Genomic DNA, 21872 nt, shown 5'->3' on the forward strand with positions numbered 1-21872 from the left:
GAGCAGTTTCCACCGTCGGGACAGAATCCGTCAGCTTTCGGACGGAGTACCGGCGCCGGGTTCGTCCGAAGCCGGTGCACCGGCCCCCGCCACCCGGTCACCGCCGGGCTGCCAGAGCACATCGCCCTCCGGATTGGTGTACCGGCTGAGGATGAACAACAGATCAGACAGCCTGTTGAGGTACTTGGCCGGTAAGGCACTGGTGTCCTCCGGATAGACCTCGACTGCCGCCCACGCAGATCGTTCGGCACGCCGGACAATCGTGCGCGCCGTGTGCAGGAGTGCGGCGAGTGGGGTCCCGCCGGGCAGGATGAACGAATTCAGTGGTGCCAGTCCGGCATTGAACCGGTCACACCACTGTTCGAGGCGTTCGATATAGCCCGCCGTGATCCGCAGCGGCGGGTACTTCGGATTCTCCACCACCGGAGTCGACAGATCCGCGCCTGCGTCGAACAGATCGTTCTGGACCCCACGCAGGACGGCTGTCAGTTCCGGGTCCGGGCCGCCCAGGGCGATCGCGACTCCGAGGGCGGCATTGGCCTCGTCGCAATCCGCGTAGGCGACCAGCCGCGGATCGGTTTTCGGCACCCGGGAGAAATCACTGAGACCGGTGGTCCCATCGTCGCCGGTGCGGGTGTAGATCCGCGTCAAGTGCACGCTCACAGGACCCACCCTAAACGCTGGTGCGGACCGGGCGGTGGTTCGGCGGATGCGCATTTGCGCCGGAATCACGCCGGCACCGCAACGCCGCACGGGAAGACGGACGGTCTCAGTGGCCGCGCAGCCGGCGAGCCCGCTCCGAGGGGCGCGACTCGACCCAGGACAAGAACGCGGTCAGCGCCGCCCGGTCGAGAGCCAATTCGTATTCGCCGTTGCGATCGGACACTCCGATGACCGCGATCCCCTCGGTCATGATGTCGTACTCGTCACCCTGCGGTCCGCGGCGATCGCCGATCTCGATACCGCGGCGGTGTATCACCGAATCGGCGCCGATCTTGAGGCTGGTGAGTTTGTAGAAGACGAGGTGATCCTCGTCGTAGCGGATGACGCCGTGACGCCAGCGTTCCCCGCCGCGAGCCGGGAGCACACGCAGAATGGCCGCGGTGCCGCCGCGCCGCAACATGACCAGGCGATAACTGGAAACCAGAGCCAATGCGACCAGCATGAGCACCAGAATGATCAGAAACGCCATCCCGGTCTGCAATGCTGCACATCCCTTCGCTCATCCGAGGCGATCACCGGATCGGACCGGCAGATGCACCCGCCGCCATTCAACCACGAACCAGTTTACAAATTGCACGGGGATGTCTCGGAAAATGCGACGTCATCGATCCCGGCGGCAGCCGACGGCAGCGTCCGGGTGAACCAGCCCCGGGCGAAACGGCTCCGGCCGGCGACGAAGGTTCGTCGCCGGCCGGAGCCGAGATGATTCTGTTGTGCTCTCGAAGGAGGTCAGGACGCCGATTCGGCCTGCTCCACCGCGCGGACCCGGCCCTGCGCGGCCAGCTGGGCCTCTGCGGAGGCCGAACCGTCCGAGAGCACCTGACGCGCGGCCGCGATATCGACCTCGGTGGAGAACTCGGCGGACTCCGCCAATACGCGCACCGTATCGGCGGTGACCGAGAAGAAGCCACCGTGTACCGCGGCCACGATCCGGGTGCCGTCGGTATCGACGATGGTCACGGTGCCGCCCTCGACCAACTGGCCGAGGAGGGGCTCGTGACCGGGCATGATGCCGATCTGTCCCTCAGTGGTCTGGGCGCTGACGAAACTCGCCCGACCCGACCAGAGCCGCCGCTCGACCGCGACGAGATCAACTGACATATCCGCCATGGAGGGCTACTTTCCGGCGATCTTCTTCGCGGCCGCCTCGACATCGTCGAGACCACCGCAGCTGTTGAACGCCTGCTCCGGGAAGTGGTCGAATTCGCCCTTGCAGACCCGGTCGAAGTCGTCGATGGTCTGCTCCAGCGGCACGACCGAGCCCACCTGACCGGTGAACTTCTCGGCCACGATGAAGTTCTGGCCGAGGAACTTCTCCAGACGCCGGGCGCGGCCGACTAGGACCTTGTCCTCTTCGGAGAGCTCGTCCATACCGAGGATGGCGATGATGTCCTGCAGTTCCTTGTACTTCTGCAGGATCCGCTTCACCTCGTTGGCCACCGCGAAGTGCCGGTCACCGACGATCGAGGCCTCGAGGATACGAGAGGTCGAGGTCAGCGGATCGACGGCCGGGTAGATACCCTTCTGCGAAATCGGGCGGGAGAGCTCGGTGGTCGCGTCCAGGTGGGCGAAGGTGGTCGCCGGAGCCGGGTCGGTGTAGTCGTCGGCGGGCACGTAGATCGCCTGCAGCGACGTGATCGACCGGCCGCGGGTCGAGGTGATGCGCTCCTGGAGCTCACCCATCTCGTCGGCCAGGGTCGGCTGGTAACCGACGGCCGAGGGCATCCGGCCCAGCAGAGTCGAGACCTCGGAACCCGCCTGGGTGAATCGGAAGATGTTGTCGATGAACAGCAGCACGTCCTGGTGCTGCACATCGCGGAAGTACTCGGCCATGGTCAGGGCCGAGAGCGCGACACGCATACGGGTGCCCGGCGGCTCGTCCATCTGGCCGAAGACGAGGGCGGTGTCCTGCAGGACACCCATCTCTTCCATTTCCAGGTGCAGGTCGGTGCCCTCACGAGTGCGCTCACCGACGCCGGCGAACACCGAGGTACCGGAGAACTCCCGTGCGATACGGGTGATCATCTCCTGGATCAGCACGGTCTTGCCGACACCGGCACCACCGAACAGACCGATCTTGCCGCCCTTCACGTACGGGGTCAGCAGGTCGATGACCTTGATGCCGGTTTCCAGCAGCTCGGTCTTGCCCTCGAGCTGATCGAAGCTCGGCGGCTTGCGGTGGATTCCCCACTGCTCGCCGTCCCGGCCGAGGCCGGGGGTGTCGAGGCAGTCGCCGAGGGCGTTGAACACGTGGCCCTTGACGACATCGCCGACAGGCACGGAGATCGGCTTACCGGAGTCACGGACCTCGGCGCCGCGGACCAGGCCGTCGGTGGGCTGCATCGAGATGGTGCGCACGATGTTGTCACCGAGGTGCTGGGCGACCTCGAGGGTCAGTGTCTTGGCCACCGACTTCAGGGCGATATCGGCGCTCAGCGCGTTGAACAGTGCCGGGATGGAACCCCGCGGGAATTCGATGTCTACGACAGGGCCGATGACCCGGACCACACGGCCCGTGGCGGCGCCGGTCCGGCTCGAGTCTTCTCGAGTAACAGCTGCGGTCATTTCTGGTTTCTCTTCCTGCTGAGTAATTTGCGGTATTCGCGGGACCCTGCGTGGTTACACTGCGCTGCCGCCTCCGGGTCCATCGCTCATACCGCTATCAGTCGCGTTCCGAGCTGGCCGCCAGGGCATTCACGCCGCCGACGATTTCGCTGATTTCCTGCGTGATGTTGGCCTGCCGCACCGAGTTGGCCTGCCGGGACAGGGAACTCGCCAGATCGTTGGCGTTATCGGTGGCCGCCTTCATTGCGGTGCGCCGAGCCGCCGACTCGGATGCCGCTGCCTCGAGCAACGATGCGTAGATACGCGTATTGAGGTACTTCGGCAGCAGCGCCGCCAGCAGCACATCTGCGTCGGGCTCGAATTCGTACTGCGCATGCACCTCGGCGGTGGGCGAATCGGACAGCATGTCCTTGCCCAGGTCGAAGTTCTCGTCGACGAAGGACACCTGGATCGGCGCCATCCGGCGAACCTCCGGGGATTGCGTCAACATGCTCACGAACCGGGTGTAGACGATATGCAGTTCGTCCACACCCGCTACCGAACCCGTGCCGTCCGGCGCCGGGACCTCGCCCGCGGAACCGGCCATGAAGCTGGACACCAGGTGGTTGCAGGCCGCCGAGGCATCGGGGTACCTCGGCTGCTGGGAGAACCCGGTCCACGACGCGACCGGCCGCCGGTTACGGAAGGTGTAGTACGTCAGGCCCTTGTTGCCCATGACGTAGAGCACCGGTTCCTTGCCCTCTTCGCGCAGGGTGGTCATCAGCTCTTCGGCCCGCTTGAGCACATTGGAGTTGTAACCGCCGCACATACCGCTGTCGCTGGTGATCACCAGGACAGCGGAACGTTTCGGGTTCGGACGTTCGGTGAGCAGCGGGTGCGAGAGATTCTTCGACGCACTCGCCAGCTCCGCGACCACCTTGGTGATCTCCTCGGAGTACGGCTTTGCGGCCGCCACCCGGGCCTGGGCCTTGGAGATACGCGAGGTCGCGATCAGCTCTTGGGCCTTGGTGATCTTCTTGATCGAGTTGATACCACGAATACGGGAGCGCAGCTCGCGCAAGTTGGCCATCGGCGGTTCACACTCCCTTCGTTCGCGGCGTTACAGGAAAACAGCGCATGGTTCGCCCGGTCTACTTCTCGACGTGCTTGCGGGTGACCGACAGCGACTCGACCTCTTCGTGCCCGAGCTCGTCGGCGCCGGGCTCGTTCACCACGCGACTGCCGTCGGCGGCCAGGAAGCCCTGCTTGAAGTTGTCGGTCGCGGTCTTGATCTGATCGGCCGCATCGCCAGTGAGCACTTTGCCGCCCTCGATGCTCTTGAAGGCATCGGCGGCATTGCTGTGCAGATCCTCGAGCAGCTCGACGTTGAACCGGCGGACATCGCCAACCGGCACCGAGTCGTAGTAGCCACCGTCGACCAGGTAGATCGAGACGATCTGATCCTCGACGGCGACCGGCGAGTACTGGTCCTGCTTGAGCAGTTCCACCCAGCGGGCACCCCGCTCGAGCTGGGCCAGCGACGCGGCATCCAGATCCGAGGCGAAGGCGGAGAACGCTTCCAGCTCACGGTACTGCGCCATTTCCAGACGCAGCGAGCCGGCGACCTTCTTCATACCCTTGGTCTGCGCGGCGCCACCGACACGGGACACCGAGGTACCGACGTTGATCGCCGGGCGGACGCCCTTGTTGAACAGGTCGGACTCCAGGAAGACCTGCCCGTCGGTGATGGAGATGACGTTGGTCGGGATGAAGGCCGAGATGTCGTTGGCCTTGGTCTCGATGATCGGCAAGCCGGTCATCGAACCGCCGCCCATCGCATCGGAGAGTTTGGCGCAACGCTCCAGCAGACGCGAGTGCAGGTAGAAGACGTCACCCGGGTAGGCCTCGCGGCCCGGCGGGCGGCGCAACAGCAGCGAGATCGCGCGGTAGGCCTCGGCCTGCTTGGTCAGGTCGTCGAACACGATCAGGACATGCTTGCCCTGGTACATCCAGTGCTGGCCGATGGCCGAGCCGGTGTAGGGGGCCAGCCACTTGAAGCCGGCGGAATCGGAGGCCGGGGCGGCGACGATGGTGGTGTACTCCAGCGCGCCGTGCTCCTCGAGGGCCGATTTCACGCCCGCGATGGTGGAACCCTTCTGACCGATCGCCACGTAGATGCAGCGCACCTGCTTGGCCGGATCGCCGGAATCCCAGTTGGCCTTCTGGTTCAGGATGGCGTCGATGCAGACCGCGGTCTTACCGGTCTTGCGGTCACCGATGACCAGCTGACGCTGACCGCGGCCGATGGCGGTCAGGGCGTCGATGGCCGTGATACCGGTGGCCAGCGGCTCCTCGACCGGCTGGCGCTCCAGCACGGTGGCGGCCTGCAGTTCGAGGACGCGACGGTCGTCGGCCTCGATCTCGCCCAGACCGTCGATCGGCTGGCCGAGTGGGTTCACGACGCGGCCGAGGAATTTGTCACCGACCGGGACCGAGAGCACGTCGCCGGTGCGGCGGACCTGCTGGCCCTCTTCGAGGTCGGCGTACTCGCCGAGAACGACGGCACCGATCTCACGGTCCTCGAGGTTCAGCGCGACGCCGAGCACACCGCCCGGGAATTCGAGCAGTTCGTTGGCCATGGCCGAAGGCAGGCCGCTGACGTGCGCGATGCCGTCACTGGTATCAGTGACGACACCGACTTCCTCGATGGAGGTTTCCGGGGTGTAGCTCTGGGTGTAGCTTTCGATCGCGCTACGGATCTCGTCGGAGGAGATCGTCAGCTCCGCCATGTTCTTCCTGCTCTCGGTCTCTGGTCGTGGAATGTCGGGGTGTGGAGCGGCCGCACCGGGCGAACCGGCACCGTGGCCGCTAGGTCAGCGAGCGGCGCAGCCGATCCAGCCGGCCGATCGCGCTGCCGTCGATCACATCGTCGCCGATGCGCACGACGAGCCCGCTCAACAGTTCGGGATCGACCTCGACATGCACTGTGACAGCCTTGTTGTAGATACGCCCCAGGGCGCCGGCCAGCCGCTCACGCTGGGTATCGGTCAGTGCGATCGCCGACCGGACGTGTGCGACGATCTGTTCGCGCCGGGCCGCGGCCAGGTCGGACAGTTCGTCGAAGGCCACACCGATCCCGGAACGCTGCCTGGTCACCACCTGTTCGGCGAGAGCCTGGGTGATGGTCTCGGACTTACCGGACAGCAGCCGATCGAGCAGCTCTCGTTTGGCCGCGGCCGATGTGGCACGGTCGGACAAGGCCTGATCCAACTCCGGGCTGTCGGCGATGATCCGGCCGAAGCGGAACAGCTCGTCTTCGACCGCCGTCAGCCGGTCCTGTTCGGAAGCCGATTCCAGATATGCCAGCTGACCGAGCAGCACCAGGGTGTCGACCAGATCCCGGGGACGCGACCAATCCTGGGCGACCGCAGTGGTCAGCACCGCCTGTGTGGCAGCGCTGACCCGGCTCCCGAAGATCCGCTCGCTGAGTTCGGCGCGGGTCGAACCGGGCACCGACACGTCCGCGAGCGCCACACGCAGCGGACGCTGGTCGTCCAGTACGTCGACAACGGCGAACAGTTCGGACCCCGTCGTGGCCGCAACACCGTTGCTGCCGGTCAGCGCGGCCCGGAGCGCCTCCTTGGACCGGGAGCTGGCCTCACGGCTCGCTGCGTACATGGTTCTCACTCCTCCGTCGTTACCTTCCGACCCCGATACCGGCGTCCGAACGGTCGATCTCGTCGAGGAATCGCTCGATCGTCGCGGCCTGTTTGGCCTCGTCCGATACCGACTGCCCGATGATCTTCTCGGCCAGCTCCACGGCGGTGCGGCCGACATCGGCTCGCAACTCGGTGAGGATCTGCTGGCGCTGGGCTTCCAGCTGGGTGTGCCCGGCCGCGACGATACGGTCGCTCTCGGCCTGGGCATCGGCCTTCATCTGGGCGAGGATCTGCTGGCCCTGGGTGCGGGCGTCTTCACGGATCTTCGCGGACTCCAGCCGGGCATCGGCCAGCTGCTTCTGGTACTGCTGCAGCGTCTCCTGGGCTTCGACCTGCGCGGCCTCGGCCCGTTCGATGCCACCCTCGATCTTGTCGGCGCGCTCGTCCAACACCTTGGTGAGGCGCGGAATGGCGTACTTGTAGACCACGAAGGCGATAATCGCCACGCAGACCGCCGACCAGACGATGTCGTACGTCGCGGGGATGAGAGGATTCACATCCTCTCCCTCTTCCGCTGCGAGCAGAATGAACTCGTTCATCGGAATCAGAAGATGAAGCCGGCGACGAGACCGATCAGTGCCAAGGCTTCGGTGAACGCGATGCCGAGGAACATGTTGGTCCGGATCTGGCCGGAGAGTTCGGGCTGGCGGGCAATGCCCTCGATCGCCTTACCGACGACGATACCGACGCCGATGCCGGGGCCGATGGCAGCCAGGCCGTAGCCGACAGCGCCGAGGCCCTTCAGCGTGGATTCGTTGGTGGCAGCTTCCTGGGCCAGGTACGAGAGGCTCATGAGTCTTCCATTCCCTTTCTGTTGCTCACCCGCCGGACGGCGTGGTGCAGCAGGTCCTTATCGGTTGTTCCGGTCGTCGGTCAGTGCTCGTCGGCGTGCTGGGCGAGGCTGATGTACACGGCGGTCAGCAACGCGAACACATAGGCCTGCAGGAAAATGACCAGCAGTTCGAACAGCGTGAATGCGAGCCCGCCCAGCAGCGCGAAGGGCGAGAACACCTTCATCCAGTTGTCCGCGTCGAAGAGAAAGAACTGGGTCGCGCTGAAGAACAGCACCAGCATGATGTGACCGGCGAGCATATTGGCCATGAGTCGGACGGTCAGTGTGAACGGGCGCAGGACGAAGGTCGAGATGAACTCGATCGGAATGAGCAGTACGTGCATAACCGGCGGAACATTCGGAACGACGATGCTGCTGCGCATATAGGTGAAGAAGCCGTACTTCTTGATGCCCACGTAGTTGAACGCGATGTACGCGATCGCTGCCAGTACCAGCGGCATGCCGATACGCGCGTTCGACGAGATGTTCAGACCGGGGATCACACCCGAGAAGTTCAGGAACAGAACGGTGAAGAAGATCGTCGCGATCAGCGGGAAGAACTTGCGGCCGCTTTCCTTGCCGAGGACCTCGTCGCAGATCTGCTCTTTGACGAAGACCAGGCCCATTTCGCCGATGTTCTGCAGCCGTTTCGGCACGATCCGCGGGGACCGGAATGCCAGGAACAGGAAGCCGATCAGGACGGCGGTCATCAACAGTCGAACCAGCATCAGCCGATCGAGTTCGAAGGGGGTCCCCTCGAACAGCACCGCTGGAGGGAAGAAGTCGGTTAGCGAAGGCGCGTGGAACTCCGCGGCCAAGGTGGTGACGCTCAGCGTTCTCTCCCGTGTTCGGGCCGCGGGAAGTTCTCGCTCCCGCGGTTCGATCGGACATTGACGATCAATGTGGGTCGACTGAGGTCGGCTCGAGGTCGTCAGCAGCTGTAGCGGCGATCCGCGCTGGCGTCTGTACGTGTGTCGGCGACATCGTCGACATGCAGAACCGAGCCCTTTACGAGCACGGCACGGCAGTAGCATAACGTTAGCTGGTCGGACCTGGTCGGCGCCCCTGGCTTAGTCGCTTGCTTACCAAGACTTTACCAAGAGAACTACGACAACGTGTAGCGGGGGCGATGTTATCTACGACAAATTGTCGTAGCGCCTGGTCAGCCCTGGTCGAGCTCCGCGTCCCGCCCCTGCTCAGGGACGGTCACATAGGGCGCCTTCTGTCTCAATACGCCGTAAGTTTCCGCCCCGAGCACGATGACCAGGGCCCCCACGACGGTCAGGAAAAGAGCCACCCGGTCGTAGAAATCGAATCGCTGCAGAATCGCGACAACGATCAGCGCGACCAGCAGCTTCCCGACCCAGCTGGCCAGCATGACCAAACCCGCCGTACTGGGCGGCAGCTTCGCGCCGAGAAGCACCACGACAGCCGTGGTCAGGATGAACCCACCACCGATCGCGGCCCCCAGCAGCGCACCCCACAGTCCGGCCACCCCCGCGAGCGCGCTCGCGAGCGCCACCGACAGCACCGTCAGGACGACCAGGCCGATCAGCCCGTACCTCAATGCCGCGCGCAACGGGGCATCGGCACTGTCGGAGGAACTGGGGCCGGCAGGACTCGTGGACACGGGCCGAACTCTACCCGGACTCCGAAACCGTGCCCGCCGCGTCCCGCCGCGCCTGCCGGCGCCAAAGACCCGGAACAGCTGTCACCACCAGGGCGAACAGCAACCCGGCCGCCATCATCAGCACCACCACTCGGCGATCCATCACCGAGGTGCCCACCGCACCGAACGCCAAGATCCCGACCCACAAATAGATCACCAGCACGACCCGGCGCTGCGAATGCCCGATCTGCAACAGCCGATGGTGCAGATGCATCTTGTCCGGCGTGGAGAAACTGACCCCCGCCCGCACCCGGCGCACGATCGCCAGCAACAGATCCAGAACCGGGATGAACATCACCGCACCGACCAGCAACAACGGCGACAACAGGCCGACGATATCGCGCGGGCCGTACCCCTGCAGCGGGATCCGGCCGGACGCACTGGTCGATACGGCCGCCAGCACCAACCCGATCAACATGGACCCCGAGTCGCCCATGAAGATCCGGGCCGGCGAGAAATTGTGCGGCAGGAACCCGAGACAGGCACCCGCCATGGCCGCGGCCAGCAGCGCGGGCGGATAACTGTCCACCGAACCGCCCTGCTCGGTGAGCAGGCCGACCGCGAAAGCGAACACCGCGAACGAGGCGATCAAACCCAGCCCGGCAGCCAGCCCGTCCAGGCCGTCCACAAAGTTCATGGCGTTGATCAGCGTCACCGCCACCGCGACGGTGACCAGACCGCCCTGCAGACCGTCGAGCACGACGGTGCTGTTGTTGAACGGGTCGTAGATCAGATACCAGCCCAGGCCCATCACCGCCATCACCCCAGCAGCGGTGACCTGACCTGCGAATTTGGTGAGCGCATCCAGCCCCCAGCGATCGTCCACGACGCCGACCCCGACAATGATCGTCGCCGCCACCAGCACCGCGGCGATATCGGGCCGATAGTCGAAACCGCGGCGCAGCGCCGGCAACTGATGAGCGAACAATACGGCGGCCACCACGCCGAAATACATACCTACCCCGCCCATCCGGGGAATCGGCTTCACATGCACATCACGATCACGCGGAATAGCCACCGCACCGAACCCGATCGCCAGCGTGCGGATCCCCCCGGTGGACAGATAGGTCACCACCGCCGAGATCAGCAGCACCAGCAGCAGCTCGCGCAATGGGACAACGGCACCGTAACCGGTCATAGCGCCGACCACCGCCCCGCGACCAGGGGTACCGCCCGCACCTTCATCGATACCGGTACGTTCACCGCGCGACGGACCCGATCAGGTCGTCGGGGGCGACCCCCAGCACTTCGGCGACCGCCTCGGTCGGTACCGCGCCCGCGCGCAGAATCCGCGGTTGGTCAGCGGTGAGATCGACAATGGTGGAGGCGGTGGCGTGCTGGGCCGGGCCACCGTCCAGATACACACCGACCTGAGTGGTGAGCTGTTCACGCGCCTGCGTCACATTCTCGGCCGCGGGCCGACCGGAAATATTCGCGCTGGACACCGCCAGCGGCCCGACTTCCTGCAACAACTCCAGCGCCACCGGATGCAACGGCATCCGCAGCATCACCGTGCCACGCGCATCACCGAGATCCCAGGACAACGAAGGCGCCTGCTGCACAACAACACTCAGTCCGCCGGGCCAGAATGCCCGGATCAGTTCCCGAGCCTGCGGCCGCACCGAGAACACCAGCCCGTCGATCGTGTTCCACGAACCGACCAGCACCGGAACCGGCATATCCCGGCCACGCCCCTTAGCTGCCAGCAATGCTGCGACAGCCGCCGAATCGAATGCGTCGGCCGCCAGACCGTAAACGGTATCCGTGGGCACGACGACCAGCCGCCCCGATCTCAGAGCACTGGTCGCCGCGGCCAAGCCGGCGGCGCGCGAGTCGGGATCGGCGCAGTCGTAGACGGTACTCACGCCGACCATGGTATGGGCTGTGATATGGCCCCGCCTCCGGCGGGGCGGGGTCGGGGCCCTCGTGACCCCGGTTCTTCACTCCTACGCTCCTCCGCTTCGCTCCCCCACTCCGTCGCTCCAGAACCGGGGCGGGCCCCGACCACAAATGCCGACCGTCCGGAGCGCGTAGCGATGGGGTTCGTGTCGAGGTGAGCAGGCCTGAACCGGGAAAACTGTCAGCTGATGCGTATTGCGGCCACGAAGCGTGGTTTTCCGGCCAGGTCGGGGTGTTCGACGATCTCGGTGAACCGGCCGTCCGCCGCCAGCAGGGCGGCTACTCCGCCACCGTTGCTGTCGTCGTGCTCGATGGCTGCTCCCCCGCCCGGCCGCAGCAGGCGGCCGATCAGCGGCACGAGCGGGCGGATCACGTCCAGACCGTCGGGGCCGCCGAACAGGGCGCGATGGGGGTCGTGGTCAACGACCTCGGGGGACAGTTCGGCGCCATCGGGGATATAGGGCGGATTGGCGACGACGAGATCCGCGTAACCGTCGAGTTCGGTGAGCAGATACGGGTCGGTGACATCGTCGTGGTGCAGGGTGATCGGGGTGTCACCGTCGGCGGCGCGCTGGTCGGCGTTGCGGCGCGCCCAGCTCAGCGCGTCGGAATCCAGTTCCACCGCGTGCACATCGGCGTCGGGGCGGGCGTGCGCCAGCGCCAGAGCCAGGGCGCCGGAGCCGGTACACAGGTCCACTACCACCGGGGTGTGGTCGTGCCGGACCGCCTCCAGACGCGCGAGTGCCCACGCGAAGAGCAGCTCGGTTTCCGGGCGAGGCACGAACACCCCCGGACCCACCACGAGATCGATCTCACCCATGAAAGAACGCCCGGTCAGATGCTGCAGCGGGATCCGCCGGGCGCGTCGGGCCACCAGGGCACGGTATTCGTCGAGCTGATCCGGCCCGATCAGTGGACTGAGCAGCAATCTCGAACGCTCGACGCCCAGCACGTGGGCGGCGAGGTGCTCCGCGTCCGCCCGGGGACTGGGCACACCGGCCGTATCGAGGATTTCGATCGCCTCGGCGAGGACAGGGCGCAGTTGAACACGGGTCACTCGCACATTGTGCCTACCGAACAGCACCGGCGGGGCGGGAGGAGCGAGAAAGAGAGCCACGAGGGCTGCGGTTGCGGCGCCGCCTACTCAGCCATGCGGGCGGCGCGCTCGGCGGTCGCCAAGGCGTCGAGGAGGGCATCCATCTCACCGTTCAGAACTGCTTCCAGATTGTGCGCTTTGTAGCCGATGCGGTGGTCGGCGATGCGGTTCTCCGGGAAGTTATAGGTACGGATGCGTTCGGAACGGTCGACCGTGCGAATCTGACCGGCCCGGCCTTCCGCTGCTTCCTGTTCCGCTTGTTCCTCGGCGAGGGCCTGCAGACGCGCGGCCAGGACCTGCATGGCGCGGGCCTTGTTCTGGAGCTGGGAGCGTTCGTTCTGGCAGGTGACGACAATTCCCGACGGTAGGTGGGTGATCCGGACCGCCGAGTCGGTGGTGTTGACACCCTGGCCGCCTTTACCCGAGGAGCGATAGACGTCGATGCGCAAATCGCTCTCGTCGATCTGCACCTCCTCGACTTCATCGGGTTCGGGGTAGATGAGGACACCGGCAGCCGAGGTGTGCACGCGGCCCTGGGATTCGGTGACCGGCACTCGCTGCACCCGATGGACCCCGCCTTCGAATTTGAAGCGCGACCACACACCATCGCGGGCGGCGTCACGGCTCTTGATGGACAACGTCGCTTCTTTGTAGCCGCCGAGATCGGAGACGGCGGCATCGAGGATCTCGACCTTCCAGCCGCGGCGTTCGGCATACCGGATGTACATGCGTGCCAAATCGGCGGCGAACAACGCCGATTCTTCGCCACCTTCACCGGATTTCACCTCCAGCACTACATCGTCACCGTCGTGCGGGTCACGGGGAGCGAGCAGGTCGGCGAGTTGTTTCTCGAGTTCTTCGAGCTGTACCTCGAGTCCGGGCACCTCCGCGGCGAATGCCGCGTCATCGGCGGCCAGTTCCCGGGCGGCTTCGAGGTCGTCGCGGGTGGCGGCGAGTTTCTTGTAGGTGGTCATCACCGGGGCCAGTTCGGCGAACCGCTTCCCCACCCGCCGCGCGGCGTCCGGGTCGTTGTGCAGGGACGGATCCGCCAACTGGGTTTCCAGTCCGGCGTATTCGGCCAGCACATCATCGATCGCGGACGGTGCCGTTTTCTCGGCCATGCGAAGCTCCTACAAGCGACTGATTCCGACGGGGAACCTCCGTGATCGGGACCCGCCCCGGTTCTGGAGCGAGGGAGCGAGGGGGCAGCGACCGAGCGGAGGAGTGAAGAACCGAGGTCACGAAGACCCCGACCCGCAGCGCCGCAGGCGCCGCAATAGAACAACGCCCGGCCTGCGACTGGGCAGGACCGGGCGTTGGCGGGAAAGCTACTCGGCGTCGGCCTTCTTGGCACGCTTGCCGTAGCGGGCCTCGAAGCGGGCCACACGACCACCGGTATCCAGAATCTTCTGCTTACCGGTGTAGAACGGATGGCACTGCGAGCAGACCTCGACGGTGATATGTCCCGATTCCTTGGTGGAACGGGTCTGGAAGGTATTACCGCAACCGCAGACCACCGTGGTGTCGACGTAGGTCGGGTGAATTCCTGCCTTCATGGGTGTCCTCTCGATATTGGTCGCCGGGTCGCTCGCACTATTACGTCGAACGTGAACCGGAACCGACTTCAGGCGGGATTGTCTGCGTGAATCACAGACGCACGGCGGTCCAGTATGCCAGACCACCCGCGCCACCTATAACGCGGCCGACGCTGTATTTATTGCCCCGCCTTCGGCGGGGCGAGTCGGGGCCCTATTAACCCCGGTTCTTCACTCCGGCGCTCAGTCGCTGCGCTCCTTCGCTCTGTCGCTCCAGAACCGGGGCGGGCCCCGACCACGGAAGCAGACCATCCGGAGTGGACAGAAGGTGTGTCCGGGATATGCGCCCGAACGGACTCGATGGCCGCCGCTCTGTACACGGCCGAACGCAGGCAACACGCGAGCCATGTCGTGAAGCTGGGCTCAGTGCGTGCTCCGAGAACGTTCATCGGCCAGGGAAGAGAAACGGGGCCCGCGTGTTCCGCGGACCCCGTTTGTTCTCATTCGTCCAGCGCGCCCGGCGCGGTCTTGGAGACCTGCATCAGGAACTCCAGGTTGTTCTTGCTCTTGCGCAGGCGGTCGATCAGCAGGTCGATCGCCTGGTGCGAGTCCAGACCGGTCAGGACGCGGCGCAGTTTGTGCAGAACCGCGGCCTCGTCCGGGTTGAGCAGCAGTTCGTCCTTACGGGTACCGGACGGGTTGACGTCCACCGCGGGGAACACGCGCCGCTCGGCGATCTTGCGGTCGAGTTTGAGCTCGGCGTTACCCGTGCCCTTGAACTCCTCGAAGATCACCGTGTCGCCCGTCGAACCGGTCTCCACCATCGCGGTCGCGATGATGGTGAGCGAGCCACCGTTCTCGATATTGCGCGCCGCGCCGAGGAACCGCTTGGGCGGGTACAGCGCGGTGGAGTCGACACCACCGGACAGAATGCGTCCGGAGGCCGGCGAGGAGTTGTTGTACGCACGCCCCAGCCGGGTGATGGAGTCGAGCAGTACGACGACGTCCTTGCCCATTTCGACCAGGCGCTTGGCCCGCTCGATGGCCAGTTCGGCGACCGAGGTGTGATCGGACGGCGGCCGGTCGAAGGTCGAGGCGATGACCTCACCCTTCACCGAACGCTGCATATCGGTGACCTCTTCGGGACGTTCGTCGACCAGCACAACCATGAGGTAGCACTCGGGGTTGTTGATCGCGATCGCGTTGGCGATGTCCTGCATGATCGTGGTCTTGCCGGCCTTCGGCGGAGACACGATCAGCGCGCGCTGGCCCTTACCGATCGGCATGATCAGATCGATCACGCGGGTGGTCAGCTTGTTCTGCTGGGTTTCCAGGCGCAACCGCTGGTTCGGGTACAGCGGGGTCAGCTTGTTGAAATCGGGGCGGCGTTTGGCCGAATCGATTTCGGCGCCGTTGACGGTATCCAGTCGCACCAGCGGATCGAACTTCTGCCGCTGATTGCTCTGTTCACCGTCACGCGGGGCGCGGACCGCACCGGTGATGGCGTCACCACGGCGCAGGCCGTTCTTGCGCACGAGGTTCATCGAGACGTAGACATCGTTCGGCCCGGCCAGGTAGCCGGAAGTGCGCACGAACGCGTAGTTGTCCAGCACGTCGAGGATGCCCGCGACCGGCTGGAGCACATCGTCTTCGCGGATCTCGGGCTCGCGCGCTTCACCGGCGGCACTGCCGCCGCCGCCGTCGCGGTCGCGACCCCGACGGCGTTCACGGAACCGACGACCGCGGCGACCGCGGCCACCTTCTTCGTCATCGCCACCACGGTCTCCACCGCGGTCGCCGCCCCGGTCACCACCGCGATTACCACCGGAGCCGCCCTGGTTCTGCTGGCCGGACTGGTTGCGATCACGACGGCGTTCGCCCTGCTCGCCGTCCTTACCGTCCTGCTTGGCACCATCCTGCTTGGCACCGTCCTGCTTGGTGTCCTCGCCGGCGGGCTCACCGTTCTTGCCCTGCTGGTCGCGGCCACGACGCTGGCGACCCCGGCCACGCTGGCCGGAATCCCGACCCGAATCTTCGGCACCCTCGGACGACTTGTGGTCGGCTCTGCCCTCGGTTTTCGCGCCGGAGTCGGTGTCCGCGGCATTGCCTACGGTGCCGTTGGCGCCGGCCGTGCCGTTGGCGGCGGCCTGGTTACTCTTGCCCTTGTCGCCCTTGTCCGTGGTCGCCGAATCCTTGTTCGCGGCGGTATCGGCGGCGGGTACTTCGACCACCGGAGCCGACGCGGCGGCGGGCGCAGCCTCGACGGCAGGCGCCGCGGTCCTGACCTCGGCAGGCTGGTCTGCGGTTTTGCGCTCTTTGGCAGACTTCGCGCGGGTGCTGCGTTCCGCGGCGGCGGGTCTGCCCGCCTGGTTTTCCTTGATGGCGGCGATGAGATCACCCTTGCGCATACCGGAGGTGCCCCGAATTCCGAGTTCCCCTGCCAGTGCGCGCAACTGCGGCAACAACATTCCAGTCAGCCCCGATCCGATGTCGGTGTTTTCGCTCATCTTCGAAGAAATCTGTCCGGAGTCACTTTCGCGGTTGCCCGAGGGTTCGGAGTCGGATGCCACCCCGGGTGTCGCGAGCAGGTCCGTATCTGTCACGGAGATCCTTTCCTTCCCTCGATCGCCGTGTGCTGTGTCGAGGGGTTCGTTCCGTAGCCCGATCTCGCTGCCGGACTCGGATTTGTAGCCGTATCGCCTGCCCCTCCGGGACCGGGTGCTTCGCCACCGCTGCAAAAGGTGGAAGAGATCATTCCAGTTGAGCGGCTGCGCGGCACCCTCATGGCATGAGGGCTCGAGCCTGGAGCCTGCTGGAGCGATTGCCCTGATGAAGCACCGGCGTCTGATGCGCGCGATGTACGGACTTGCCCAGGATAGCGGGCGAGTACGAAGGTCGGCAAGGCGGACGCGCCCGTCAGCTGATCTGGACGCCCTCGGAAAGCCCCGGCTCGACGACCCGGAGGCCGTCCGCTGCGGCCAGCGAACGAAGTTCTTCGGGAAAAGCACTGGTCAATAGCGCGAGCACAGTGGGTCCGGCGCCGGAGACCGTGGCCGCGATCCCATGAGCCCGCAGACGCTCGATCCAAGTGGTGGTGAGCGGCAGCGCGGGGGCGCGCTGCGTCTGGTGCAGCCGGTCCGCGGTGGCGGGGAGCAACAGGTCCGGGCGCTGGGTCAACGCGACCACCGACAGCGCGGCCCGGCTCACATTGAACGCGGCGTCACGGTGCGGGACGAGATCGGGCAGCAGACCGCGGGTCTGCGCGGTGGAAGACCGATCCTCGGGAATCAGTACCACCGGGCGCAACGTGGGATGCGGGGCCAGCCGAACCGCCCGATAGAGGCGCTGCGGCGCGCCGATATCGGTATCCGGGCCGGGACCGGTTTCGGTCCAGGACACGACGATTCCGCCGAGCACGCTGGCGGCCGCGTTATCCGGATGCCCTTCGAATTCCGCGGCGAGTTGCACCAGCTGATCGGAGTCGACGGCCAGGGCCGGATCGAATTGCGCGGCCAGCGCGCAGCCGGCGGCCAGACCGCCGACCGCGGCGGAGGCGGAGGATCCCAGCCCCCGGGAATGCGGAATCGCGTTCCGGCACACCACGTCCAGGCCGTCGGCCCAGATCCCGGCCGCTTCCAGCCCCCGTTCGATCGCGCGGACCACCAGATGCTGTGGCCCCCAGGGCACCTCGTCGGCGCCTTCACCCGTCACTTCGATGTTCAGCCCGGATTCGGTGCTGCGCACCTCGATCTCGTCGTAGATTCCCAGCGCCATCCCCAGGGAATCGAAGCCGGGACCCAGGTTGGCGGTGGACGCGGGGACCCGGACCGAGACGGTGAGACCAGCGGGCAGGGTCGGGGACATGAGCCGGCTCTCTCGGGTTTCCACCGTCAGGCCAGCTCGAGTCGGGCGGCCACGGCCACCGGGTCGACAGCGATCGCCTGCACCTCGGGCATACCGAGCAGGGCGGTATCAGGGTCCTTGAGACCGTTGCCGGTCACCGTGCAGACCACCGTCTGTCCGGGTTCGAGCCAGCCCTCGGCGTGGGCGGCAAGGACACCGGCGACACTCGCCGCCGACGCGGGTTCCACGAAAACACCCTCTTCGGCCGCGACCAGTCGATACGCGTGCAGGATCTCTTCGTCGGTGGCTGCGCGGAACGCACCACCGGATTCCTCCTTGGCTGCCACGGCGCCGTTCCAGGACGCGGGCGCGCCGATCCGGATGGCGGTCGCGATGGTCTCCGGATGGCTGACGGGAGCGCCGTTGACCAGCGGTGCCGCCCCGGCGGCCTGGACACCCAGCATTCGCGGCAGCGAGTCGGTCACGCCGTCGCCGCGATACTCGCGGTAACCGCGCCAGTAGGCAGTGATGTTGCCGGCGTTACCCACCGGCAGCGCGTGGACATCGGGCGCCCGGCCGAGCACATCGCAGATCTCGAAGGAGGCGGTCTTCTGCCCCTCGATCCGGGCGGGGTTCACCGAGTTCACCAGACCGATGGACGGGAAGTCGGAAGTGACCTTGCGAGCCAGTTCCAAGCAGTCGTCGAAATTGCCCTCGACCTGGATGACCTTGGCACCCAGCATGACCGCCTGGGCCAGTTTGCCCATCGCGATCTTGCCCTGCGGGATGAGCACGGCGCAGGTCATCCCCGCCCGGGTCGCGTAGGCGGCGGCGGAGGCCGAGGTGTTACCGGTGGAGGCGCACAGCACCGCCTCCTGCCCCCGGTACTTGGCATCGGTCATCGCCATGGTCATACCGCGGTCCTTGAACGAACCCGTCGGATTGGCGCCCTCGACCTTGAGATAGACCTCGCAACCGGTGAGCTGCGACAGGTGGGGTGCGGGGACCAGCGGAGTTCCGCCCTCGAAGAGGGTGACCGGTTCCCAGTCGGCGGCGCCCGCGAGCCGGTCGCGGTAGGCCGCGATGAGCCCGGGCCAGCGGGAGTGCACTCCGGTCTGCGGGGCGACACCGGTGGTGACACCGCCCGTCGCCCGGCCTGCGCCCCGCACGGACTCGCTGCGCGATGCTGTCGTCATTCCTCGGTGCCTTCCAATCTCAGGACGCTGGTGACAGATGTGACGGATTCCATATCCGCCAGGGCGGCGACGGTCTCCGCGAGGGCCGCGTCGGTCGCGAGGTGGGTCACGACCACCAGCCGCGCCTTGTCGTCGTGACCTTCCTGGCGGACCGTCGAGATACTCACTCCGTGGTGGGAGAATTCACCCGCCACCCGGGCCAGCACACCAGGACGGTCCTCGACCTTGAGATTCACGTGATAGCGGGTGGGGGTATCGCCGATCGGCGCGATCGGAAGCTCAGCATAAACCGATTCTCCCGGCGCGCGGCCACCGAAGAATTTGTTGCGCGCGGCCATGACCAGGTCACCGAGTACGGCCGACGCAGTCGGCGCACCGCCCGCGCCCTGTCCGTAGAACATCAGCCGCCCGGCGTTCTCGGCTTCCACGACGACAGCGTTGAATGCTCCGTTCACCGCCGCCAGCGGATGTTTGCGCGGGATGAGCGCCGGATAGACCCGCACCGACACCCGCTCTTTGCCGCCTTCCTCCGGGGTCGGCTCCCCGGGACCCGCCGGAACTCGCTCGCAGATGGCCAGCAGTTTCACAGTGCAGTCCAGCGCGGAGGCGGTTTCCAGATCCTCGGAGGTGATCTCGGCGATGCCCTGCCGGTAGACGTCCGCGGCGGTCACCCTGGTGTGGAAGGCCAGCGACGCCAGGATGGCGGCCTTCGCGGCGGCGTCGTAGCCCCCGACGTCCGCCGTCGGATCGGCTTCGGCGTAACCGAGTCGAGTGGCTTCGGCGAGGGTGTCGCCGTAATCGGCGCCCGTCTCGTCCATGGCCGAGAGGATGAAGTTGGTGGTGCCGTTGACGATGCCGACCAGCCGGTTCACCCGGTCCCCCGACAACGATTGGATCAGCGGACGCACCACCGGGATGGCACCGGCTACCGCGGCCTCGAAGTACAGGTCGGCGCGGCTGCGTTCCGCGGCGGCGGCCAGTTCACCGGTGTAATCGGCCAGTAGCGCCTTGTTCGCGGTGACCACGGATTTCCCGGCGTTGAGCGCGGCCAGGATGAGTTTCCGGGCCGGATCGATCCCGCCCATCACCTCGACCACGAGGTCCACATCGGGCCGGGCCACCAGCGCTTCGGCATCGGTGGTGAGCAGTTCGGCGGGTACGCCTCGATCTCGATCGAGGCTGCGAACCGCGACCCCGCGCAGCGTCAGCGGCGCCCCGACCCGCGACTGTAGATCGTCGGCGTGGTCCCGCAGGATCCGTACGACCTCCCGGCCGACATTGCCCATTCCCAACACCGCGATACCGATCGGACGGTCCGGACCCCATCGACCCGGCACCACCTCGGCCCCCTCTGGCATGGTCTCCCCTTTCGTTGCGTCCATCAGACCTCCAAACCGAGCAGGTCCTCGACCGTTTCCCGGCGCAGGATGAGCCGGGCCGCGCCGTCGCTGACGGCCACGACAGCGGGGCGGGTCAGCATGTTGTACCGGCTCGACATGGAATAGCAGTAGGCACCGGTTCCGGCCACCGCGATCAGGTCGCCGGGGCCCGCGTCGGCCGGTATCCATGTGTCGCGGATGATGATATCGCCGCTCTCGCAATGCTTTCCGACCACACGGGCGACCACCGGTGTGGCTTCCGATCCGCGTGAAACCAGCTGGCAGTGATAGTCGGCCTGGTACAGCGCGGGCCGGATATTGTCGCTCATCCCGCCGTCCACGCTCACATAGCGGCGACGCAGACCGCCGTCGAGCGATACGTCCTTCACCGTGCCGACTTCGTACAGGGTCACGGTGCCGGGCCCGGCGATGGCCCGCCCCGGTTCGACCGCGATCCGCGGTACGGGCAGGCCGGCGAGTTCGGCTTCGCGCGCGACCAGCACGCGTAGTTTCTCGGCGAACAGATCCAGCGGCGGCGGATCGTCCGACGGCAGGTAGGAGATACCGAGACCGCCGCCGAGGTCGAGCAGCGATATCTGCGCGGTACGTTCTACGCCGAATTTGTCCACGGCTTCGCGCAACAGGCCGAGCATCCGGTGCGCGGCGATTTCGAAACCGTCGATTTCGAAGATCTGCGATCCGATATGGCTGTGCAGTCCGACCAAGCGGAGATTATCGGCCTCGAATACTCGGGCCAACGCTTCCATGGCGTCGCCGCCGGAAATCGAGAAACCGAATTTCTGGTCCTCGTGCGCGGTGGAGATGTATTCGTGGGTGTGCGCCTCCACACCGACGGTGACCCGGACCAGGACGTCCTGCACCACCCCGGCCGCTCCGGCGACGGCTTCCAGCCGCTCGACCTCGGTCAGCGAATCGACCACCACGTGTCCGACACCGGCCGCGACGGCGGCTTCCAACTCGGCCACCGATTTGTTGTTGCCGTGCAAGGCGATGCGCTCGGCGGGGAAGCCCGCGTGCAGCGCCACCGCCAGCTCACCGCCGGAGCACACATCCAGGGAGAGCCCCTCGTCGCGGATCCAGCGCGCGATCTCACCGCACAGAAAAGCCTTGGAGGCGTAGTGAACCCGCGAATCCGATCCGAAGGCGCGCACCATATCGCGGCAGCGGGACCGGAAATCGTCCTCGTCCACCACGAACAGCGGCGTGCCGAACCGGGCGGCGAGTTCGGTGACCGGCACCCCCGCCAACCGCACCACGTCGTCGGCGCCGCGGGTGGCGTTGCGCGGCCACACCTGCGCGGGCAGGTCGATCAGCTGCCGCGGGTCGGCCGGGCGCTCCGGTAGATTCGGCGCGTGCGGTATCTCGGCGTGCCGGGGCCCGGCGGGATGGACACTCATCGTTCTTCCTTCCTCGTCC

The 21872-nt window shown here is 66.2% G+C and carries 21 protein-coding genes; all 21 read right to left on the reverse strand.

Annotated features, from left to right (window positions below; all coding sequences use genetic code 11):
- Positions 1 to 30: 30 nt before the first annotated feature.
- The 21 genes from OG405_RS21040 to lysA all read right to left on the reverse strand — a co-directional run bounded on the left by OG405_RS21040 (position 31) and on the right by lysA (position 21853).
- A complete protein-coding gene (locus OG405_RS21040) occupies positions 31 to 663 on the reverse strand; it encodes a cob(I)yrinic acid a,c-diamide adenosyltransferase (RefSeq protein WP_327148186.1) in 633 nt (210 codons plus the stop codon).
- Between the two features lie 106 nt (positions 664 to 769).
- On the reverse strand, positions 770 to 1192 hold the full coding sequence (locus OG405_RS21045; protein WP_327148187.1) for a DUF2550 domain-containing protein: 423 nt from the start codon (positions 1190 to 1192) through the stop codon (positions 770 to 772).
- A 260-nt stretch (positions 1193 to 1452) separates the two neighbouring features.
- Positions 1453 to 1833 (reverse strand): F0F1 ATP synthase subunit epsilon, encoded by a 381-nt coding sequence (locus tag OG405_RS21050; RefSeq protein WP_058854881.1) that lies wholly within the window; start codon positions 1831 to 1833, stop codon positions 1453 to 1455.
- A 6-nt stretch (positions 1834 to 1839) separates the two neighbouring features.
- Positions 1840 to 3288, reverse strand: a complete 1449-nt coding sequence (atpD, locus tag OG405_RS21055) for a F0F1 ATP synthase subunit beta (RefSeq protein WP_058854882.1) — start codon at positions 3286 to 3288, stop codon at positions 1840 to 1842.
- A gap of 97 nt (positions 3289 to 3385) precedes the next feature.
- Positions 3386 to 4357: a F0F1 ATP synthase subunit gamma gene (locus OG405_RS21060; RefSeq protein WP_327148188.1), complete on the reverse strand. Its 972-nt coding sequence runs from the start codon at positions 4355 to 4357 to the stop codon at positions 3386 to 3388.
- A 61-nt stretch (positions 4358 to 4418) separates the two neighbouring features.
- Positions 4419 to 6056, reverse strand: coding sequence for a F0F1 ATP synthase subunit alpha (gene atpA, locus OG405_RS21065; RefSeq protein WP_327148189.1), 1638 nt, complete (start codon positions 6054 to 6056; stop codon positions 4419 to 4421).
- 79 nt (positions 6057 to 6135) lie between these two features.
- Positions 6136 to 6945 carry a F0F1 ATP synthase subunit delta gene (locus OG405_RS21070; RefSeq protein ID WP_327148190.1) on the reverse strand — a complete coding sequence of 270 codons (810 nt, stop codon included), beginning with the start codon at positions 6943 to 6945 and terminating at the stop codon, positions 6136 to 6138.
- Positions 6946 to 6964: 19 nt separating this feature from the next.
- On the reverse strand, positions 6965 to 7525 hold the full coding sequence (locus OG405_RS21075) for a F0F1 ATP synthase subunit B (protein ID WP_327148191.1): 561 nt from the start codon (positions 7523 to 7525) through the stop codon (positions 6965 to 6967).
- A gap of 5 nt (positions 7526 to 7530) precedes the next feature.
- Positions 7531 to 7779, reverse strand: a complete 249-nt coding sequence (locus OG405_RS21080; protein ID WP_327148192.1) for an ATP synthase F0 subunit C — start codon at positions 7777 to 7779, stop codon at positions 7531 to 7533.
- An 80-nt stretch (positions 7780 to 7859) separates the two neighbouring features.
- Positions 7860 to 8585, reverse strand: a complete 726-nt coding sequence (atpB, locus tag OG405_RS21085) for a F0F1 ATP synthase subunit A (RefSeq protein WP_327148193.1) — start codon at positions 8583 to 8585, stop codon at positions 7860 to 7862.
- Between the two features lie 395 nt (positions 8586 to 8980).
- Positions 8981 to 9448, reverse strand: a complete 468-nt coding sequence (locus tag OG405_RS21090; RefSeq protein WP_327148194.1) for a hypothetical protein — start codon at positions 9446 to 9448, stop codon at positions 8981 to 8983.
- Positions 9449 to 9458: 10 nt separating this feature from the next.
- Positions 9459 to 10625 carry an MraY family glycosyltransferase gene (locus OG405_RS21095; protein WP_327148195.1) on the reverse strand — a complete coding sequence of 389 codons (1167 nt, stop codon included), beginning with the start codon at positions 10623 to 10625 and terminating at the stop codon, positions 9459 to 9461.
- 61 nt (positions 10626 to 10686) lie between these two features.
- Positions 10687 to 11352 carry an L-threonylcarbamoyladenylate synthase gene (locus OG405_RS21100; RefSeq protein ID WP_327148196.1) on the reverse strand — a complete coding sequence of 222 codons (666 nt, stop codon included), beginning with the start codon at positions 11350 to 11352 and terminating at the stop codon, positions 10687 to 10689.
- 215 nt (positions 11353 to 11567) lie between these two features.
- Positions 11568 to 12443, reverse strand: coding sequence for a peptide chain release factor N(5)-glutamine methyltransferase (prmC, locus tag OG405_RS21105; RefSeq protein WP_327148197.1), 876 nt, complete (start codon positions 12441 to 12443; stop codon positions 11568 to 11570).
- 83 nt (positions 12444 to 12526) lie between these two features.
- Entirely contained in the window at positions 12527 to 13603 is a 1077-nt protein-coding gene (gene prfA / locus OG405_RS21110; RefSeq protein WP_327148198.1) for a peptide chain release factor 1, read from the reverse strand.
- A gap of 207 nt (positions 13604 to 13810) precedes the next feature.
- Positions 13811 to 14038, reverse strand: coding sequence for a 50S ribosomal protein L31 (rpmE, locus tag OG405_RS21115; RefSeq protein ID WP_327148199.1), 228 nt, complete (start codon positions 14036 to 14038; stop codon positions 13811 to 13813).
- A gap of 479 nt (positions 14039 to 14517) precedes the next feature.
- Positions 14518 to 16620, reverse strand: a complete 2103-nt coding sequence (rho, locus tag OG405_RS21120) for a transcription termination factor Rho (RefSeq protein ID WP_327148200.1) — start codon at positions 16618 to 16620, stop codon at positions 14518 to 14520.
- Between the two features lie 313 nt (positions 16621 to 16933).
- Positions 16934 to 17881, reverse strand: coding sequence for a homoserine kinase (gene thrB / locus OG405_RS21125; protein ID WP_327148201.1), 948 nt, complete (start codon positions 17879 to 17881; stop codon positions 16934 to 16936).
- 26 nt (positions 17882 to 17907) lie between these two features.
- Positions 17908 to 18969, reverse strand: a complete 1062-nt coding sequence (thrC, locus tag OG405_RS21130) for a threonine synthase (RefSeq protein WP_327152432.1) — start codon at positions 18967 to 18969, stop codon at positions 17908 to 17910.
- A gap of 83 nt (positions 18970 to 19052) precedes the next feature.
- Positions 19053 to 20414: a homoserine dehydrogenase gene (locus OG405_RS21135; RefSeq protein WP_327152433.1), complete on the reverse strand. Its 1362-nt coding sequence runs from the start codon at positions 20412 to 20414 to the stop codon at positions 19053 to 19055.
- Positions 20415 to 20437: 23 nt separating this feature from the next.
- Positions 20438 to 21853 (reverse strand): diaminopimelate decarboxylase, encoded by a 1416-nt coding sequence (lysA, locus tag OG405_RS21140; protein WP_327148202.1) that lies wholly within the window; start codon positions 21851 to 21853, stop codon positions 20438 to 20440.
- Between the last annotated feature and the right edge of the window lie 19 nt (positions 21854 to 21872).

The sequence above is a fragment of the Nocardia sp. NBC_01329 genome, from assembly GCF_035956715.1.
Classification (GTDB): domain Bacteria; phylum Actinomycetota; class Actinomycetes; order Mycobacteriales; family Mycobacteriaceae; genus Nocardia.

Coding starts and splice junctions, on each gene's coding strand:
- OG405_RS21045 (WP_327148187.1), bottom strand. CDS start 1,192: ATGGCGTTTCTGATCATTCTGGTGCTCATGCTGGTCGCATTGGCTCTG.
- OG405_RS21050 (WP_058854881.1), bottom strand. CDS start 1,833: ATGGCGGATATGTCAGTTGATCTCGTCGCGGTCGAGCGGCGGCTCTGG.
- atpD (WP_058854882.1), bottom strand. CDS start 3,288: ATGACCGCAGCTGTTACTCGAGAAGACTCGAGCCGGACCGGCGCCGCC.
- OG405_RS21060 (WP_327148188.1), bottom strand. CDS start 4,357: ATGGCCAACTTGCGCGAGCTGCGCTCCCGTATTCGTGGTATCAACTCG.
- atpA (WP_327148189.1), bottom strand. CDS start 6,056: ATGGCGGAGCTGACGATCTCCTCCGACGAGATCCGTAGCGCGATCGAA.
- OG405_RS21070 (WP_327148190.1), bottom strand. CDS start 6,945: ATGTACGCAGCGAGCCGTGAGGCCAGCTCCCGGTCCAAGGAGGCGCTC.
- OG405_RS21075 (WP_327148191.1), bottom strand. CDS start 7,525: ATGAACGAGTTCATTCTGCTCGCAGCGGAAGAGGGAGAGGATGTGAAT.
- OG405_RS21080 (WP_327148192.1), bottom strand. CDS start 7,779: ATGAGCCTCTCGTACCTGGCCCAGGAAGCTGCCACCAACGAATCCACG.
- OG405_RS21095 (WP_327148195.1), bottom strand. CDS start 10,625: ATGACCGGTTACGGTGCCGTTGTCCCATTGCGCGAGCTGCTGCTGGTG.
- prfA (WP_327148198.1), bottom strand. CDS start 13,603: ATGGCCGAGAAAACGGCACCGTCCGCGATCGATGATGTGCTGGCCGAA.
- rpmE (WP_327148199.1), bottom strand. CDS start 14,038: ATGAAGGCAGGAATTCACCCGACCTACGTCGACACCACGGTGGTCTGC.
- thrB (WP_327148201.1), bottom strand. CDS start 17,881: ATGTCCCCGACCCTGCCCGCTGGTCTCACCGTCTCGGTCCGGGTCCCC.
- OG405_RS21135 (WP_327152433.1), bottom strand. CDS start 20,414: ATGCCAGAGGGGGCCGAGGTGGTGCCGGGTCGATGGGGTCCGGACCGT.
- lysA (WP_327148202.1), bottom strand. CDS start 21,853: ATGAGTGTCCATCCCGCCGGGCCCCGGCACGCCGAGATACCGCACGCG.